A 15,104-nucleotide genomic window follows, 5' to 3' on the forward strand; every position below is an offset into this window, starting at 1 on the left:
CCGGTCACCGTAGGCGCCGCCACGGGGAAGGCATTCGGGGGTTGCCATGCCCTCGCGGCGTCCGCTTCGCCCGGGGACGACGGCGGGGCGTGGCTCTGTTCGCGCCGCCGCCCCGCCGCTCGGTCAGGACAGCTCGTCCAGCAGCTGCTCCATCTCGGCGATCTCCGCCGTCTGCGTCTCGACGATGCTCTTCGCGAGGGCGGCGGCATCCGCGTTCGAGCCGTCATCGATCTCGTCCTGCGCCATCTCGACCGCACCGCGGTGGTGCTCGATCATCTGCGACAGGAAGAGCCGGGCGGCTTCGCCGCCGGAGGCGTCGTCGAGCGCCTGCATGTCGTCGTCGCTCATCATGCCGTCGCCGTGGTGCGTGCCGTCACCATCGGTGAGGGCTGCTCCCCAGTCGCTGAGCCACCCTTGCATCGTCTCGATCTCAGGCTGCTGTGCGGCTCTGATCTCCGTCGCGAGAGCGGTGACGCGCTCGTCGATGCCGTCCTTCGCCAGCAGGGTGTCCGACATCTCGACGGCCTGCTGGTGGTGGGGGATCATCATGCTCGTGAACATGACGTCGGCCTCGGCGGCGGTACCCTCCCCGGCGGCGTCGCTGGGGGCGGATGCCGCGTCGCCGCCGCCGTGATCCATTCCGGGCATGCTGTCGGATCCGCCGCCGCTGCAGCCGGCGAGCAGGAGCAGAGCGGTCAGGGTGAGTGCGGCGGTCGCCGCAGGACGGTTCTTCATGGTGTTCTCCAAAGTCGGTCGTGAGGCCCGAGGACATCGGGCGGGGTGCGCTGCCCGCGCGGAGCGGGCCGGCGCGCCGTCACGTGCGTCGGATGCAGAGAACGGTGAGCGAGGGAGGCGGGAGCGCGTGCGCCACCACGGTCCAGCGGAACGGCCGCATCTGCGGCCGGAGCCCGCGCGGGCCCTCGGCCCGTACCCCCGCCAGGACGATGAAGGCGATCACGGCGACGAGCAGCGCCAGAACGCACGTCATCCAGGCCATCGAGCGCTCCCCCGATGGGGCGTGCTCGTCGTGAGCGGACGCACCGGAAGACATCGGTCGAGCCATGGACGCGATCCCGGATGCCGTCGACTCGCCGCCGTGGGCGTGCGCGCTCGTCATGCCCGCGTGGGGCGGGTCAGGAGAGACCGTCACGGCGGGCACGGTTGACACTCCATGGACCATGGCCGTGCCGTGGGCGTTCAGGGCGTGCATCGCCAGTAGACCGGCGATGACCACGACGCTCAGGAGCACGAGATGCAGGAGCCTGCGCGGATGACGGAGGTGCGCGGCGACAGCGATGAGCGACATGCGCGCCTCCTTCCGACAGCACCAGGGTAAGCGGTGCCGGATGACGGCGGGCCGCACGCGAATCCCGGGCAACGGCTGCTGGCGAGGTGAGTGCACGGCTTGCCCTTCGTCGCCGGTATGCGCACAATGGGGACACAAAACGCATGTTTACATGCTCTTGCCATCGCCCCAGGAGGTCCGCCGTGGTCACCGACGTGGACACCGAAGCCCTGCGACAGCTCGCCGCGAAGATCGATGCCGCCGCGCCGCAGTGCGCCGTGAGCGCCGCCTCGGCTGACTCGGGTGTCGGGCACCCGAGTCTCATCTCGGCGATCGAGGCGTTCGAGACGCGGTCGATGGACGCCGTCGCGAAGCTGCACAGCGACGCGGCGACGATGTCGGAGAACCTGCGCGAAGCCGCGTCGGTCTACGAAGCGGCAGACGACGCATCCCTGCGGGCGACCCGCGACATGGTTCCGGAGTGGGGCGGTTGATGGCGGAACTCGGCCAGACGAGCGATCCGCGACAGCTCATTCCCGGCGACATTCACGCGATCCGCGCGCGCGTCGACTCGTGGCGTACGAGGGGTCGCGAACTGGCGGCGGTGAGCAAAGCGCTCGGATCGCTGAGCGCCGAGAACATCTGGTCGGGCCCCGCGGCCGATGCGTTCGAGGTGAAGGTCACCGAGTGGACTCCCGGTTGGGACACCGCAGCCGAAGCGTTTCTCACCGCCGCGTCGCACCTCGACCGGTTCGCCGCCGATCTGGACTACGCCCAAGGGCAGGCGGCCGAGGCGATCGCCCTGTACGAGCGCGGCGTCGCCGAGACAGCGGCGCACCGATCGGCGGAGGCGTCGAGCGCATCGCAGTCCCAGCGCGGGCGCGGCCTGCTCGGGCGCACCGACATCACGTCGCCGGGAACTGCTCACACCCCCGTGCCGCGAATCGGTCTCGATCCGGGCATCGCCACCCGCGCCGCCGCCGAGGAGATCTTGCGCGCCGCTCGGAAACACATCGACACGTCCGGCGAGGACGCCGCTCGCAAACTGCGCGGAGACATCGACTGGGGCCACATCTTCTCGGTCGCGTGGGCCCTGCAGGCCCAGATGGCGCTCGAAGCGTTGCGCGCGACCGGCAACGCGGTGGCCTCCCTCGCCCAGGCGTTCGTCGACCACCCTGAGCTGCTGTTCGAGGTCCTCGGCGGAGCGCTGATGATTCAGAGCGGCCTGGCGGGCGAAGCGGGTGGCATCGCTCTGGATGCCACCGGACTCGGCGCCGCGGCCGGAGTACCGGTCAACGTCGCCAGCGCGGGCCTCATCGTGGCCGGGGTCGGCGCCGCAAGCGCGGGCATTCTCCAGGCCGCGGGATTTGCTGCGTCGAGCTCAAAGGTGGAGATTTTTGAGCGCCACTACACGCGCGGTCCCGATGGGAAGTTCTCGGGCTTCGACGAGGAGTCGAAGATCAAGGAGCAGGAAGATCTCGATCGTGCCGAGGAGATCCTGGGCGGCCCCATCGAGCGCAAGCAGGTGCTTGCTCGTGTCAGCGGCGGACGCCCTACCGGGCGTTATTACGATGGCTTGTTCCTCAATGCCGACGGCACATACACAGCGATTGAAGTCAAGACGGGCACCGGCCGATACAAGGGGACCGATCAGGAGTTGTTCGATTCCCTGGTAACGCCCGATAACCCCGCAACGGCAAAACTGTACGACAAATTGATCCGCATCGTGTCTGTGAAAGTGAGGTATGCCTGATGGCTCAACGGACGCACGCGTCGACGCTCAATTGGCGTTCATCTGGCGCCTTAGGAGATCTCTTCGAGCCGCACGAGGAGATCTCGGTCACCCTGAGCAAGATGAACGGAAAATCGATATGGGGGTACTCAATTTGGCGTATCCCGGAAGGCCAAGAATGGCCTGACAACGACATGTCCCCCAATGCCTTTCTGCAGAGCGCTGGCACGGCTGAACGCATGACGATCGAGCTCCGTGAAATCAGCGACGACGGCACGCCTCGTCAATACGCAATCGGCCGGCCGGGCACCGCGCACGGGGGTCAACGGTCGGTACCGGTCCAATGGGCCGGGGCCCGCGAGGTCCTTGTCTACCCCGGCGAAGACTTCACCGCCGCTCAAGCAGCCCCCGTCTACATCTCCTACTACGAAACGGGTCGAGTGCCGGCCGGCTACGTGCTCCGCGAACTCGATCTGCGAGCGTCGTGATGGCACCACTCCGATTCGACGCGAACAGGATCGACCTCCTCGGGAGAGCCCTGCGAAGCGCGGCCGCGGAGATACACGATCATCTCCTCCTTCTCGAACAGGAGGCAAGCGTTCTGCGCGAGGGCTGGACGGGAGAGGCCCAGCGCGCCTACGAGTCTGCCCACCGGGAGTGGAGTCAGAGCCTGGCCGCGATGCACGACCTGCTCAGTTCGTGTGCCGAACTGGCGGCGGCTGGCGCCCGCCGATACGACGCTGCGGAGAAGGTTGCTCAGTCGCTCTGGACGTGACTCATTCCGGGCGAGGGCGCGGCGTGTGGCGTCGTCGCGCACGGCGACGACGTCATCGTTGATCTCAGTCCGCTGTTTCCTGCGAACGCCACCGCTAGCGTGTTCACTGTGACCGCCAGCTACTTCGCGGAGGATCAAGGGCGGCCGTTCTCCAATTCGGTCACGTGGGCGTTCGAAGTAACGCGTTGACACCGGGCTGAGCGGGGCGGCAGCCAGGAGGAAGGCTCGACTCTTGTATGCCGGAGCCACGTTCTGGGGTTCTCGCGTCGGCGGACACCAGAGGAACCGAGATGGTCCGACGATCGCGGGTCAGAAGTGCTCCTCTTCGATTACTCGAACCGATCATGTCGGCACCACCCTGCCGGAGTGCCCTCTTCTCTCATCAAGCGAATCCCGTGCCGTCGGGCAGGATAAATCGGCGGCGCACCATCGGGGGACTGAGATGATGACATCGATGCGTCGAGTCGACCCGCGGGAGGGACGTCATGGCAGTAAGGGACCGCGAGAGGACGCTCGGCTCTTACTTAGAGGTGCTCGGCTTTCGTCGACTCGCGCCGAACGATGGGCTGATCCCTCCGGTTCCCCGCCTTCCTGGCCTTCCGCCATCCGCTGCTCGCCGGATCACAGAATGCTACGAGGCACTCGGCGGCATCCAGAAGGCCCCACTTCTCCGGCCCCGAGGATGGGACCATCCGCTGGATGGACTCGTCGTGGAGCTGGACGAGGAACAGCACTTCAATCGCTATCGCGCGTTCACACTGCAATTCGCCTGGGCACGAACTCTGCCGTGGGCAGCTGACTACGTTCGCCAGTGCGAACGGCACGAGGCGAAAGCGATTGCCTCGCACAGCGGGGGCGGTTTCTGGACGGGCGCCGGTTCCGAGAAGCTCTTCGGCCCCTCGGCCATTCGGAAGGACTTCGCCGGCAACGGCTCCGCTCGGTGGAAGCAGCGCGCACTGTATGACGCCATGCGTGACGCCGCCGCCATGTCGAACGGCTTCGACCTCGCTCGCCTCTCCGTTCACGATGAGATTGGAAGGACGACTCTCGGCGAGTTGCTTCGCCAACCAGGTCCCCTTTCCCCTGCGGCCGAGGAGGAGCTGCAGGCGCTCCTCCATCGGCGACGACTCTCGGCAGCTCAACCTGTGTGACGCCCCGTCGACGCGGCACGTCACATTCGCGCCGCTCAGGCGCGCTCGAGCAGCACGGACAGACCCGAGAGGACGTTGAAAATGGACATCGAACCCGGCATCTACGAACACTTCAAAGGCCAGCGATACGAGGTCTTCGGTACGGCGAGGCACTCCGAGACGGAGGAAGTATTCGTCTCGTACCGCAAGCTCTACGACGACTACTCGGCCTGGGTGCGCCCGGTGGCAATGTTCCTCGACACCGTCGACCGTGACGGATACTCGGGGCCACGGTTCCGCCGCGTCACGTAACGCTTGCCACCTCGCTGCCTCGAGCGGTGGCATCCGGATCATCCGGCATGAGCCACGCGCTGACGTGAGCTATCTCTGCGGGGAAAGCATCGAGGGATGCCGCAAGCTCCGGCGTCATGTGATGCAGCAGACCGTGTGCGCGAAACCGCCCGTCCACGTCCCAGAACATTCCGAAGTTCCGCACGTTGTGGTCTGCGCTGAGGACGCGCTCCACCTCTTCCGCTTGCCCGAGCGTCCAGGCGCTCTCGGTGACCAGGAAATGCGGGTGGAGCAGCGGTCTGAGCTGAGCGCGCACGTCCTCGGCGTCGGTTGCAGCGGCGAGTCCGAACCAGCCCTGAGGGCCGGGAACGGCCACGAAGGAAAGGAGGGAGCGGCCGCGCAATGGATCGCACGCCTCGAGTACCTCAGCGCGCAGGATGTCGAGTTGCTCAGCGACGCCGGGAACCGCTGGGAAACGATGAGGATCGAGCGACTGATGAGGTCGTACGCCAACCCGCCCCTCCAAAATCTGCGCATCGACGATCTCGGCCCCGGTCCAGACGCCGCACACCGTCACCACCTGGTCCAGTGGCGGGCTCGCGAGACCCTCCACAGGCGCGGTATCACCGCCGAGTTCGCGACTCAGCTCGCCATAAACCCCTTCCATCCACGCGGTCAGGACATGCCCCGACCGTGCGGGAGCCAGCGTTCCGACAGCGCGCACAGCGGCGCCGGGCCTGATCGCCATCGAGTCGAGGTAGGACATGGGCTTTCCATCCGGTCGAGCGCGGGCACAAGCCGCGCGTGCGCCGCGCGGCACGTTCCTGACGCTACTCAGGGAATGTGTACGTCTCAACGGATGGATGAGGTACGCGACCAACCTCGCACTGCCGCTGACGTCGCTCTCCTAGATAGGTGGCTGACTTATCAATGCGCAGTCGAGCAATCAACTTCCTCTGAGCCCTGTCATTCACCGCCACCACGCGCGTAGCATCGCCCTCACGCCGGAGTCCCTCCGCGGCATCCGGTCCCTTCGATACGACGAGAACACGGGAGCACAAATGGACACGATGGCCATGATGAAGTCGATGGACATGGGCGAAATGTCGATGGACATGGATGCCATGCAGGAATGCATGCAGTCGCTCAACGCCTGCGCAATGGCCGCGGCGATGTGCGCCGGCAGCGACATGATGCACGGCCCCGAGATGGCGACGTGCTGTGCCATGTGCTCGAACATGGTCGAGATGGCTCAGGCGACGATGCACATGATGATGCGTCCGGCCGGGATGAACATGGACGTGATGAGCGCCATGATGACCGCCTGCATGACCATGGGCAAGGCCTGCGCCGCCGAGTGCCGCGCCCACGCCGACATGGACGAGATGTGCCGCTACTGCGCCATGGCCTGCGACGACATGGTCGCCAAGTGCGAGGCCATGATGGCTTCGATGTCCGCCTGAGTTCTCTACTTCGCGCGGCCGCTGACGTTTCGTCGGCGGCCGCTCGGCTATGCGGCGCGCGCGGTCGTGAGGATCGCGGACGCGCTGAGCAGCTCCGCGACCGGGTGGTACGCCACCGGCTCCCCCACCGCGATGTCGACGGCCGGGCCGACGATCCGCAGCTGCACCGTGCGACCGCTCAGCAGTGCGACCGTCGCGGTCGAGCCGTCGGCGTCGATGACCAGGCCGTCCCACCACGCGGCAGGGTTCGAGGCTGCCATGCAGCGCTGGATCGGGTGGACTGTCGACGAGATCGTGCGGGACATGGCTTCACCTGCCTTCGGAGGAGTTGGTGTGATGAAGCTACGGGATGCCGAGAGCTCGGGCGATCGACCGCGACGCGAACCGTAACACTCGGTGGTCCCCGTCACGTGGGCCGTGGATCACCGCCGTCGAGGGAGAGATCGTCGTAGATCCGCAGGGCGAGCGCCACCTGCAGGGGATCGACTCCTCGCGCTCCCACCGAGGCCTCGAACCGGTCTACGCGCTGGCGCACCGTATTGCGGTGGACGCCGAGCTGCTCTGCCGTGCGCAGCGCGTTCTTGTCGGCGGCGTAGTAGGCCGCGACGGTATCGCGCATCACGCGCGCCTGCTCGCCGGCACCGGCGTAGTCGCCCAGAACCTCGCGCACCCACGTCGCCGTCGCCGTGGCATCCTTCGTCAGCAGCTGGACCAGCGCGACCTGGGGGTCGGCGTACGATACCACCGCTCGGTCCCGGTAGCGCGGCGACGACAGCGCCACGAGCCGTGCGATCGCGGCCTGCTCGTGCGTTCGGCGAAAACCCTCGACGTCGTGGCCCGGCTCGCCGAGGGCGATCCGCACGCCGGGCACCGTCGCCGCGAGTTCTTCCACCCGTGCCAGCGCTCCCGCGTCGAGCCGAGCCCCGCCGAACCATGCCCAGGCCGTGGATCGATCGACCACGGTGATGAGAGGCGCGGCGGACGAGTGCACCGCCGTGGCCAGTCGGCGCAGCAGGAGGTCGATCTCGTGCTGGCGCGCCGCGTCTTCGGCATCCACGTCGGACCAGGCCATCACCCCGAGGTGCGTCTGTGCGAGCGTGTACCCGGTCTCCGAGACGAACCCGCGGATCGGCAGGGAGTCTCCGCGCAGCACTTTGAGGATGATGCTCGCGTTGAGCGTCGCGCGGGTGCTCCACCACCGCCGACGCTCCTGCTCGTGCACGCCGGTCACGAGCTGCAGGATCCAGTCGATGTAGCGGTGGACGACGTCGGCGATGTCGCGGACGACGTCGATCTTGACGCGGTCGGTCACGCCCAGGCGCTCGGCTTCGTCCATCCCTAGCCGCAGGAACATGCTCTGCCCCAGGTAGTAGGCGCGCGTCAGGGCCGCCAGGGGCACGTCGCGCTGCGCGAGACGCGCCGCGTACTCGACGGCGGCCGTCGTCGGCTGCAGGCTCTCGAGATCGATGCCGTTCGCGAGGATGTGGCAGATCGTCGTGACGTTGCCCTCGATGCTCGCCTGCAGCATCTCGACCAGCTGGGGGTCACCGCCCAGGTCGTCGATGCGGGATGCCAACAGGTCCCTCATCTCACGGACGATCTCGGGCATGCGTAGATCGAGCTGCCGCGCGACGAGCGCGAGGAGCTCGGAGACGTCGGCGGTGCGCTCTTCACCGGAACCGGATTCCGTCGTCACGCGGGCTGCGCCTCCGTGGTCCGTCTCGCGGAGGCGGGCGCGATGCCCCGCAGGGCACGTCGGGCGGCGTTCACGCCGCACAGTCCGTGGATTCCCGGCCCCGGCGGCGTCGCAGCGGAACAGAGGTAGAAACCCGGCACCCCCGTATCGTACGGCTGGGCCGAGATCCGGGGACCGAGCATGAACTGCAGCGGTGTCTTGGCGCCGGTGAGGATGTCTCCCCCGACGAAGTTCGGGTTTCGCTGACTCCACTCCGTCGCGGTGATCACCCGGGTCGCCAGGATGCGATCGCGGAATCCCGGGGCGAATCGCTCGATCTGCGACACCAGGGCCTCGGTGGCGTCCCCGGAGTATCCGGCGGGCACGTGAGCGTAGGCGTACAGCGGTTGCGTGTCGCCGACCGAGCGCTGCGGGTCGGCGACGTGCTGCTGACCGACGAGCACGAACGGGCGTTCCGGCATCCGCCCCTCGGCGACATCACGTTCAACGGCCGCGATCTCGCGCGCCGACCCCGCCAGATGCACGGTGCCTGCGCGGCCGGCGTCTACCGCACGCCACGGCACGCCGCCGTCGACCGCGAACTCCACCTTGAAGGCGGCGGGGCCGGGGCGGAAGCGGCGGAACGCTTCGGCGGTGCGACGGGGCAGGCTGCCCCCGAGGATCTCGGCGACCGCATGCGGGTGCACATCGAGCATGACGACGTCGTGCGGGGGCAGATCGCGCCGGGAACGGATGCGGCGGCCGGTCTCGAACGTCACGCCACGCTCGCGGAGCCGCGAGATGACGGCTGCCGTGAGCGTTCCCGTTCCGCCGGCGACGACGGGCCACCCCACAGCGTGTCCGGCGGTGATGATCCCCGCGCCGATTCCGCCGACCAGCGGTTGGTCGAGGCGTTGGAACGCGTGAGCCGCGACGCCCAAGAACAGTGCACGTGTCCGCTCTTCGGCGAAAGCACGCGCGATCCACACCGGGGGCAGCGCGGCAGCGGCGCCGAAACGCGCGAGCAGCAGGGGGTGGCGAGGGATGCCGACGAGGGGGCGGAGGATGTCTTCCGACAGCGCCGCGAACGAGCGCGACGAGGGGCCGAATAGGGCCCGCCACCGCCATCCGTCGACGCCGAGGCCGGCCGCGGTCTCGACGATCGACCGACGGAGCAACACCACGTCGCCGTCGTCCAGCGGGTGGGCGCAGTCGATCTCGGGGAGCACCCAGGGCGATTCCGGCAGGTCGAGGTCGGCGAAGTACGGCGAGCCGGCCGCCATCGGGTGGACCGCGGCGCAGTGGTCCTGGATGAGCCCCGCGAGGAGGGGCTCGCTGTTGCGCGCCCCTCCCCCGAGTTCGTCCGCGGCCTCGACGACGTGCACGTCCAGGCCCGCGGCCGACAGGGTCGCGGCAGCGGCCAGCCCGTTGGGACCGCTGCCGACGACCACCGCGCGTGTCATTTCGAGACCCGCTCTCCTCGCCTCCGCGAGACCGTGCGGACGCTGTTCGTCACATCGGTCGTCGGAGCCTTCGCGTCAGCCCGCCAGGAGCGCTCGAGCGGGATGGGGCCGTCCGCGAGCCACGGCTGGGCGGCCACGGCATCCGCGACGCGCCATCTTCCCCGCTCGATGACACCACGGGCCGCATCGATCACCTTGTACTCCTGGAAGTCCGCGTGGATGGCCTGGGACTCCACCCATACCACCACGAACTCCCCGGGCGCGAAGTGGCAGCGGCTCTGCAGGGCACGGATGAGCGACTCGCCGTGCAGGTGGCCGTCGCCGAAGTTGAAGCCGATCACCGAGTTGCAGGCGAATTCGCCCTCGCGGATCGTGCGGGTCTCGATGTCGGGCAGCGCCCGGTAGAGCACCGAGAAGAGTCCGCGACCCTGGCTGTGCATCGAGCGCCACGCGAGCGTCTGCTGCATCGTGATCTCGGCGATCTCGGGGGCGTAACCCAGCTGAACGAGCTGATCGACCTGGTTCGACGTGGGCCGGATGACGGCATCCAGCTTCTGCTCCGCACCCGGCGTGAAGGTCCACAGCGCCGACGCCCAGTTGCCCGCGTATTGGCGCATCGAGGGAAGGAACGAGACCTTGTCGGGGCGGAGGTTGCCGAGCACGGGGAAGAACACCAGGCCCGCCACGATCGCGGCGAGCAGCCAGCCGTTCGAGAAGTCGGCGACCGCGTACCCGGACTGCGCGGGAAAGCCGAGGAAGAGGAACACCGCGGCGTAGCAGAACAGGGTGTTCCACTCCAACGGGACGGCGAGCGGGAACGTCGAGAAGATGAAGAGGTGGAAGCCCACGATGAGAACGACCCCGGCGAGCGTGACCCAGAAGTTCTGTGAGAACAGCAGCACGAGCGGAACGGCGATCTCGACCGTGGTTCCCATCGCGTGTGCCATGAAGTGCGCGAGCTTCGACGGGCGGACGTCGCGCGGGAAGTCGCGGTACAGCGCGCGCTTGAGCCACCGCGGCGGCCAGAACGGCGTGTTGCTGAGCATCGGCGGGATGACGTTGACGAAGTGCCTGCCGAACTTCGAGATGCCCGCGCACACCCACACGGCCACGATGAGCAGCTTCAGCGCGATGATCATGTCGACGAACGACAGCACGGAGAAGAACACCAGCGCCGGCAGGTACTGCTCGATGCGCGAAGCGACCGCGATCGTCTTGTCGCGCACGCCCACGATCACCAGCAGCGCGATCGCGACGATCACGGGGGTGGTCTGCACCAACCCGCTCGTGTTCTCGGGAAGCGCCGCGGCGAGCGCAGGGGTCACCGTGCCGGGGAGCACGAGCGCCGTGGCGAGCGCCGCGAGGAAACCGAGGTAGACGACGACATCGAACACGGTCCGCGTGTCACCGGCCGTTCCCGGCACCCAGGCCCACGGCCGTAGCCGGATCGTGCCCGGTCGCGCCCAGAACTGGATGCCGCCGGTCATGGGCTTGAACTTGCCCGCCGTCGGCCCCCACGATCCGGCGAGGCCGATCGCTTCGAGCAGCATGGTCCAGATGATCGCCTTCTGGTAGACGATCGGCTGGTTCCACCACTGGTCGACCTGCCAGAACCACCCCACACCGCTCGTCGCCGTGATGACGATGCTGCCGATGAGGAGCCACAGCACGGCGATCTTCACGAGGTAGGTCGCGGCGATCATGCGGGGCGATCCGAAGCCGTACTCCACCCAGTGCAGGGTCAGAGCCTTGATCCGCTCGCGCAGCGGCTGGTGCAGAAATGTGCTCGTGTCGACGGGCGGGAAGTCCGCTGTTTTGAATCCCATGACAACTCCTTCGGTGACGGGATGAGGGGACAGGAGGGTTCAGGCGGCGGTCGCGGCGAGCGCGCGGCGCATCGCCGGTTTGTCGACCTTGCCGACCGGGTTGCGTGCGAGATCGGCGACGATACGGATCTCCGCGGGCACCTTGATCTTGGTGAGGCCTGCGGCGCAATGGGTGCGCAGCTCGTCCTCGGTGACGGTCTCGCCGGGGTGCAGCACGACATCGGCGATGGGGACCTCGCCGTACACGGGGTCGGGACGACCGATGACCGCGGCCTCAAGCACCGCGGGGTGCGTGGCGAGGAAGCCCTCGATCTCTTTGGGGTAGAGGTTCTCACCGCCGCGGATGATCATGTCCTTCGCCCGATCCACCAGCGTCAGGTAGGCGTCTTCGTCCAGGATGCCGATGTCCCCTGTGCGCAGCCATCCTCCGCGCATCACCTCTGCCGTGGCATCCGGTCGTCCGAGGTACCCGCGCATGACCGTGGGGCTGAGGATCGCGACCTCCCCCCGCACGCCGGGGGGCACGAGACGGCCCTCGTCATCGAGGATGGCGATCTGTTGGCCGGGGAGCGCGGGACCGACGGTGCCCGGCTTGCGCTCGCCCCACAGGGGGTTGCACGCCGAAGCGCACGTGGCTTCGGTGAGGCCGTAGCCCTCGAGAATCGGGATGCCGAATCGCTCCTCGCTGAGGGCGAGGAGCTCGGGGCTGGCCGGTGCGGCACCGCAGATCGCCACGCGCAGCGAGGGCAGGCGCGGAATCTGTTCCCTCGGGACCTCGGCCAGTCTCGCGAAGATCGCCGGCACCGCCGAGAAGTAGGTGGGTCGGAAGCGCTGGACCGCGTCGAGGAACGTGCCCGGGGCGAAACGTTCCAGGATCGACACGCTGCCGCCCGCGCTGATGGGGGCGAGGAAGCTCACGCAGAGCGAGTTGACGTGGAAGAGCGGCAGGACGAGCAGTGCCTGATCGTCGGGTCCGAGCTCGATGTGGCGGCGGAGGGAGGCGGCCATCGCGCTGAGGTTGGCATGATCGAGCATGACGCCCTTGGGCTGGCCGGTCGAGCCGCTCGTGTACACGAGCAGGGCCAGCGTGTCGGGGGTGATGGGCGGATCGTCGATGGATCCGTCGGGGATGCGCGCGAGATCCGCCGGCGCCAGCGTCTCGACCTCGACCGCGGGGGCGCCGGACGTCACGAGCAGGCGCGCACCCGAGTCGTCGAGTTGGTAGAGCAACTCGCGTTCGGTGAAGGTGGGGTTCACCGGCGTCACCGCGGCGCCGACCCGCCAAGCCCCCAGCATGGCGGCGAGGAACGCGACGGAGTTCGGCAGCATGATCGCCACGACGTCGCCGCGCCCGATCCCGCGCTCGGCGAACTGCTCCGCGCACGCCGCGGCCCGCCGTTCGAGGCCGCGGTAGCTGAGCTCTTCGGTCACGTCGCGCACGGCGGGCCGTGCGGTCCCGGCCGACGGGCTCCGCCACGGCAGGTGGTCGAGGCCGGAATCCGGGCGCCGTGTCGTGATGCGCATGTCGAGTTCGTCGAGAGACATCGTCGTTCACCTCCCCGCGTCGACGGCTGCGTCGGACGCGATTCGAGCGTTCTGGTGCGCGTCTTCGCGCTCCCTTCACGCTAGGAAGGTCGGCCGGGCAGCACAGTGGCGCGGGTGGCGAACTTCACACCGGGGAGTGTGCACGGTGCACGGATGCCACGGTGCGTCGGTGGGTAGAAATCCTGGTCCGTCGGATTGTCGCTCTCGGGGGATGACCGTCGTCGTGGGGTGGACGGAGCACAACCGCATCGGGACCGTCGCAAAGCGCGTCCCGGCCATTTCTTCCCGCGCTAGCCTCAGGGCATGACCACGCGCGATGCGTCGGGGCGCTCCGTCGACGCGGCCAAAGACGCCCTCCACGAAGCCATGCGACGCGGCGACACGGATGTCCTGCGGAACGTGCTCTTCGAGGGTCTGACATTCGAGCTTCCTGATGGCTCGGTGACCGACCGCGAAGCCGACCTCAACGCCCATTCGACCGGAGCGGTTCGTTTCGAGCGGTTGGTCGAGCTGCATCGATCGACGCGAGAGCACGCGGGGAGGGCTCGGATCGACTCCTTGGTCGACGCACGGCTGATCAACGACGGTCACCGCGTCGAGGGAAAGATCAACTATCTCCGCTATTGGTCGATCATCGATGGGCGTTGGCAGGTCGTCGCCGGCAGCGCCCAACCGGCGCCGTGAATCGCGTGCTGTTGATCGGGAGCGCTGGCCAGCGACATCTGAGCCCACCCTCGAAAGGTCAGGACATGCCCACCGCCGTCACGCTCCTCCGTTCGACCGCTCTCTCCGACCGCGCGGAGTATGCGTACGCCGCCACCGCTCCCGCTGAGGCGCGGCTGATCTTCCTCGCCGGTTCCTGCCCGCTGAACCTCGACGGCACGACCGCCGGCATCGGCGATTACGCAGCCCAGGCGGCGAAGTGCGTCGAGAACATGAGAATCGCCCTTCGCGAAGCCGGCGCCGGGATCACGGACGTCATCAGCACGCGCGTCCTCGTCGCCTCGACGCGGCAAGCCGACCTGGTGACGGCGTGGGAGGTCGTTCGTGAGGCGTTCGGCGAGCACGACGTGCCGAGTACGCTCCTCGGCGTCACCGTGCTGGGGTACGACGACCAGCTTGTGGAGATCGAGACGGTGGCTGCGGTGGTCGACTCCGGTCCGCGTGACTGACCCCACCGCACCCATCGACGCCTCGGCATCCGGAGAACACTCGGTCACCTTCCACGGGAAATGCCACACTGACAACGTGGGGAATGGGAGAAAGGGGCGATGGCCGCGCTCAGGCTTCGGCTGGGGCTGGCTCATCCTCAGCCTCGGCGCGATCGTGGCGAGTGGCACAACCATCGTCTTCTCCATCGCCTTTCTCGGCGCGCAGTGCCATCATGCGGGCACCAGCTGGGGCGATAACAGGGCATTCTTCTGCCGCGACGTGATGGGCGGCTTCGTGGCTTCCGCGATGCCGTGGGTGGTCCTGGTGGCGGTGAGCGTTGCCATCATCGCGGGCCTCGTGGGCGGAACCACGACGATGGTGCGTCGTGGCCGCCGGGTGCGAGGCGCCTGGCTCACGTCAACGGCCCTCGCGTACGCCCTTCTCACCGCGGCAGCGACCTGGGCCCCTAACTCCGGCTCGGTAGGAGTGGACGTCGCCTTCTCCGTCTTCCCGCTCACGGCGCTGATAGCCACCGGGCTCCTCGTCGTCTGGGTGGGCATCACCGGCGGTCTGGGGGTACTCGTGCTCGTGGCGCGGGCGCGACGTGCTCGTCCGGTTTCGGACGTCGTCGCGACGGACGTCTCCTCCTAAGGGCGGGCCGGATGCCGTCCGGGGGGGGGGGGGGCAGCGGCACGGCCGAGCTCATGGCACCTCACCGTGACGCCGGGACCACGGCCGCCAAACCCTCCCGCAGGTCGGGGTCGAGC

At 68.1% G+C, this 15,104-nt stretch carries 18 protein-coding genes; 10 read left to right on the forward strand and 8 right to left on the reverse strand.

What is annotated here, in order from left to right; all coding sequences use genetic code 11:
* Positions 1-123: 123 nt before the first annotated feature.
* Together Q9R20_RS02710 and Q9R20_RS02715 are read right to left on the reverse strand one after the other, a co-directional pair.
* Positions 124-735, reverse strand: a complete 612-nt coding sequence (locus tag Q9R20_RS02710; protein WP_311247890.1) for a DUF305 domain-containing protein — start codon at positions 733-735, stop codon at positions 124-126.
* Positions 736-814: 79 nt separating this feature from the next.
* Entirely contained in the window at positions 815-1,306 is a 492-nt protein-coding gene (locus tag Q9R20_RS02715) for a DUF6153 family protein (protein WP_311247891.1), read from the reverse strand.
* A gap of 182 nt (positions 1,307-1,488) precedes the next feature.
* Here Q9R20_RS02715 and Q9R20_RS02720 point away from each other — a divergent pair, with 182 nt between their 5' ends.
* From Q9R20_RS02720 to Q9R20_RS02745, 6 genes are all read left to right on the forward strand, one after another.
* Complete coding sequence (locus Q9R20_RS02720) at positions 1,489-1,779, forward strand: type VII secretion target (RefSeq protein WP_311247892.1); 291 nt, start codon at positions 1,489-1,491, stop codon at positions 1,777-1,779.
* On the forward strand, positions 1,767-3,038 hold the full coding sequence (locus Q9R20_RS02725; protein WP_396653652.1) for a putative T7SS-secreted protein: 1,272 nt from the start codon (positions 1,767-1,769) through the stop codon (positions 3,036-3,038). The genes Q9R20_RS02720 and Q9R20_RS02725 overlap by 13 nt, the downstream gene beginning before the upstream one ends.
* Complete coding sequence (locus Q9R20_RS02730) at positions 3,038-3,505, forward strand: hypothetical protein (RefSeq protein ID WP_311247894.1); 468 nt, start codon at positions 3,038-3,040, stop codon at positions 3,503-3,505. The genes Q9R20_RS02725 and Q9R20_RS02730 overlap by 1 nt, the downstream gene beginning before the upstream one ends.
* Positions 3,505-3,792, forward strand: a complete 288-nt coding sequence (locus tag Q9R20_RS02735; protein WP_311248395.1) for a WXG100 family type VII secretion target — start codon at positions 3,505-3,507, stop codon at positions 3,790-3,792. Before Q9R20_RS02730 ends, Q9R20_RS02735 begins: the two co-directional genes overlap by 1 nt.
* Positions 3,793-4,502: 710 nt before the next feature.
* Positions 4,503-4,943: a hypothetical protein gene (locus tag Q9R20_RS02740; protein ID WP_311247895.1), complete on the forward strand. Its 441-nt coding sequence runs from the start codon at positions 4,503-4,505 to the stop codon at positions 4,941-4,943.
* Positions 4,944-5,024: 81 nt separating this feature from the next.
* Positions 5,025-5,234 carry a DUF1653 domain-containing protein gene (locus Q9R20_RS02745; RefSeq protein WP_311247896.1) on the forward strand — a complete coding sequence of 70 codons (210 nt, stop codon included), beginning with the start codon at positions 5,025-5,027 and terminating at the stop codon, positions 5,232-5,234.
* Here Q9R20_RS02745 and Q9R20_RS02750 read toward each other — a convergent pair.
* Entirely contained in the window at positions 5,227-5,979 is a 753-nt protein-coding gene (locus Q9R20_RS02750) for a hypothetical protein (RefSeq protein WP_311247897.1), read from the reverse strand. The genes Q9R20_RS02745 and Q9R20_RS02750 overlap by 8 nt on opposite strands.
* A 304-nt stretch (positions 5,980-6,283) precedes the next feature.
* Between Q9R20_RS02750 and Q9R20_RS02755 the strand changes: the two genes are divergently transcribed.
* Entirely contained in the window at positions 6,284-6,676 is a 393-nt protein-coding gene (locus Q9R20_RS02755) for an aldehyde dehydrogenase (protein ID WP_311247898.1), read from the forward strand.
* Between the two features lie 47 nt (positions 6,677-6,723).
* On the opposite strand, the gene Q9R20_RS02760 is transcribed toward Q9R20_RS02755, so the two are convergent.
* From Q9R20_RS02760 to Q9R20_RS02780, 5 genes are all read right to left on the reverse strand, one after another.
* The gene (locus Q9R20_RS02760) at positions 6,724-6,981 is read right to left on the reverse strand and encodes a nuclease (RefSeq protein ID WP_311247899.1); all 258 of its coding nucleotides are present in this window, start codon (positions 6,979-6,981) and stop codon (positions 6,724-6,726) included.
* A gap of 101 nt (positions 6,982-7,082) precedes the next feature.
* Complete coding sequence (locus tag Q9R20_RS02765; protein ID WP_311247900.1) at positions 7,083-8,372, reverse strand: helix-turn-helix domain-containing protein; 1,290 nt, start codon at positions 8,370-8,372, stop codon at positions 7,083-7,085.
* Complete coding sequence (locus Q9R20_RS02770) at positions 8,369-9,814, reverse strand: NAD(P)/FAD-dependent oxidoreductase (protein WP_311247901.1); 1,446 nt, start codon at positions 9,812-9,814, stop codon at positions 8,369-8,371. Before Q9R20_RS02770 ends, Q9R20_RS02765 begins: the two co-directional genes overlap by 4 nt.
* Positions 9,811-11,640 (reverse strand): DUF3556 domain-containing protein, encoded by a 1,830-nt coding sequence (locus Q9R20_RS02775; protein WP_311247902.1) that lies wholly within the window; start codon positions 11,638-11,640, stop codon positions 9,811-9,813. Before Q9R20_RS02775 ends, Q9R20_RS02770 begins: the two co-directional genes overlap by 4 nt.
* Positions 11,641-11,679: 39 nt before the next feature.
* Entirely contained in the window at positions 11,680-13,185 is a 1,506-nt protein-coding gene (locus Q9R20_RS02780; protein ID WP_311247903.1) for an AMP-binding protein, read from the reverse strand.
* 303 nt (positions 13,186-13,488) lie between these two features.
* Between Q9R20_RS02780 and Q9R20_RS02785 the strand changes: the two genes are divergently transcribed.
* The 3 genes from Q9R20_RS02785 (at position 13,489) to Q9R20_RS02795 (ending at position 14,988) form a co-directional block, all read left to right on the forward strand.
* Positions 13,489-13,869, forward strand: coding sequence for a nuclear transport factor 2 family protein (locus Q9R20_RS02785; RefSeq protein ID WP_311247904.1), 381 nt, complete (start codon positions 13,489-13,491; stop codon positions 13,867-13,869).
* 65 nt (positions 13,870-13,934) lie between these two features.
* Positions 13,935-14,357, forward strand: a complete 423-nt coding sequence (locus Q9R20_RS02790) for a Rid family hydrolase (RefSeq protein WP_311247905.1) — start codon at positions 13,935-13,937, stop codon at positions 14,355-14,357.
* On the forward strand, positions 14,350-14,988 hold the full coding sequence (locus tag Q9R20_RS02795) for a hypothetical protein (protein ID WP_311247906.1): 639 nt from the start codon (positions 14,350-14,352) through the stop codon (positions 14,986-14,988). Before Q9R20_RS02790 ends, Q9R20_RS02795 begins: the two co-directional genes overlap by 8 nt.
* Positions 14,989-15,104: the final 116 nt, after the last annotated feature.

Source organism: Microbacterium sp. PRF11 (assembly GCF_031844085.1).
GTDB lineage: Bacteria > Actinomycetota > Actinomycetes > Actinomycetales > Microbacteriaceae > Microbacterium.

What these genes read in the sequence shown, in the direction of transcription:
- Q9R20_RS02710 (WP_311247890.1), bottom strand. Translation starts at nt 735, where the DNA reads ATGAAGAACCGTCCTGCGGCGACCGCCGCACTCACCCTGACCGCTCTG.
- Q9R20_RS02715 (WP_311247891.1), bottom strand. Translation starts at nt 1,306, where the DNA reads ATGTCGCTCATCGCTGTCGCCGCGCACCTCCGTCATCCGCGCAGGCTC.
- Q9R20_RS02730 (WP_311247894.1), top strand. Translation starts at nt 3,038, where the DNA reads ATGGCTCAACGGACGCACGCGTCGACGCTCAATTGGCGTTCATCTGGC.
- Q9R20_RS02735 (WP_311248395.1), top strand. Translation starts at nt 3,505, where the DNA reads ATGGCACCACTCCGATTCGACGCGAACAGGATCGACCTCCTCGGGAGA.
- Q9R20_RS02745 (WP_311247896.1), top strand. Translation starts at nt 5,025, where the DNA reads ATGGACATCGAACCCGGCATCTACGAACACTTCAAAGGCCAGCGATAC.
- Q9R20_RS02750 (WP_311247897.1), bottom strand. Translation starts at nt 5,979, where the DNA reads ATGTCCTACCTCGACTCGATGGCGATCAGGCCCGGCGCCGCTGTGCGC.
- Q9R20_RS02755 (WP_311247898.1), top strand. Translation starts at nt 6,284, where the DNA reads ATGGCCATGATGAAGTCGATGGACATGGGCGAAATGTCGATGGACATG.
- Q9R20_RS02760 (WP_311247899.1), bottom strand. Translation starts at nt 6,981, where the DNA reads ATGTCCCGCACGATCTCGTCGACAGTCCACCCGATCCAGCGCTGCATG.
- Q9R20_RS02770 (WP_311247901.1), bottom strand. Translation starts at nt 9,814, where the DNA reads ATGACACGCGCGGTGGTCGTCGGCAGCGGTCCCAACGGGCTGGCCGCT.
- Q9R20_RS02775 (WP_311247902.1), bottom strand. Translation starts at nt 11,640, where the DNA reads ATGGGATTCAAAACAGCGGACTTCCCGCCCGTCGACACGAGCACATTT.
- Q9R20_RS02780 (WP_311247903.1), bottom strand. Translation starts at nt 13,185, where the DNA reads ATGTCTCTCGACGAACTCGACATGCGCATCACGACACGGCGCCCGGAT.
- Q9R20_RS02785 (WP_311247904.1), top strand. Translation starts at nt 13,489, where the DNA reads ATGACCACGCGCGATGCGTCGGGGCGCTCCGTCGACGCGGCCAAAGAC.
- Q9R20_RS02790 (WP_311247905.1), top strand. Translation starts at nt 13,935, where the DNA reads ATGCCCACCGCCGTCACGCTCCTCCGTTCGACCGCTCTCTCCGACCGC.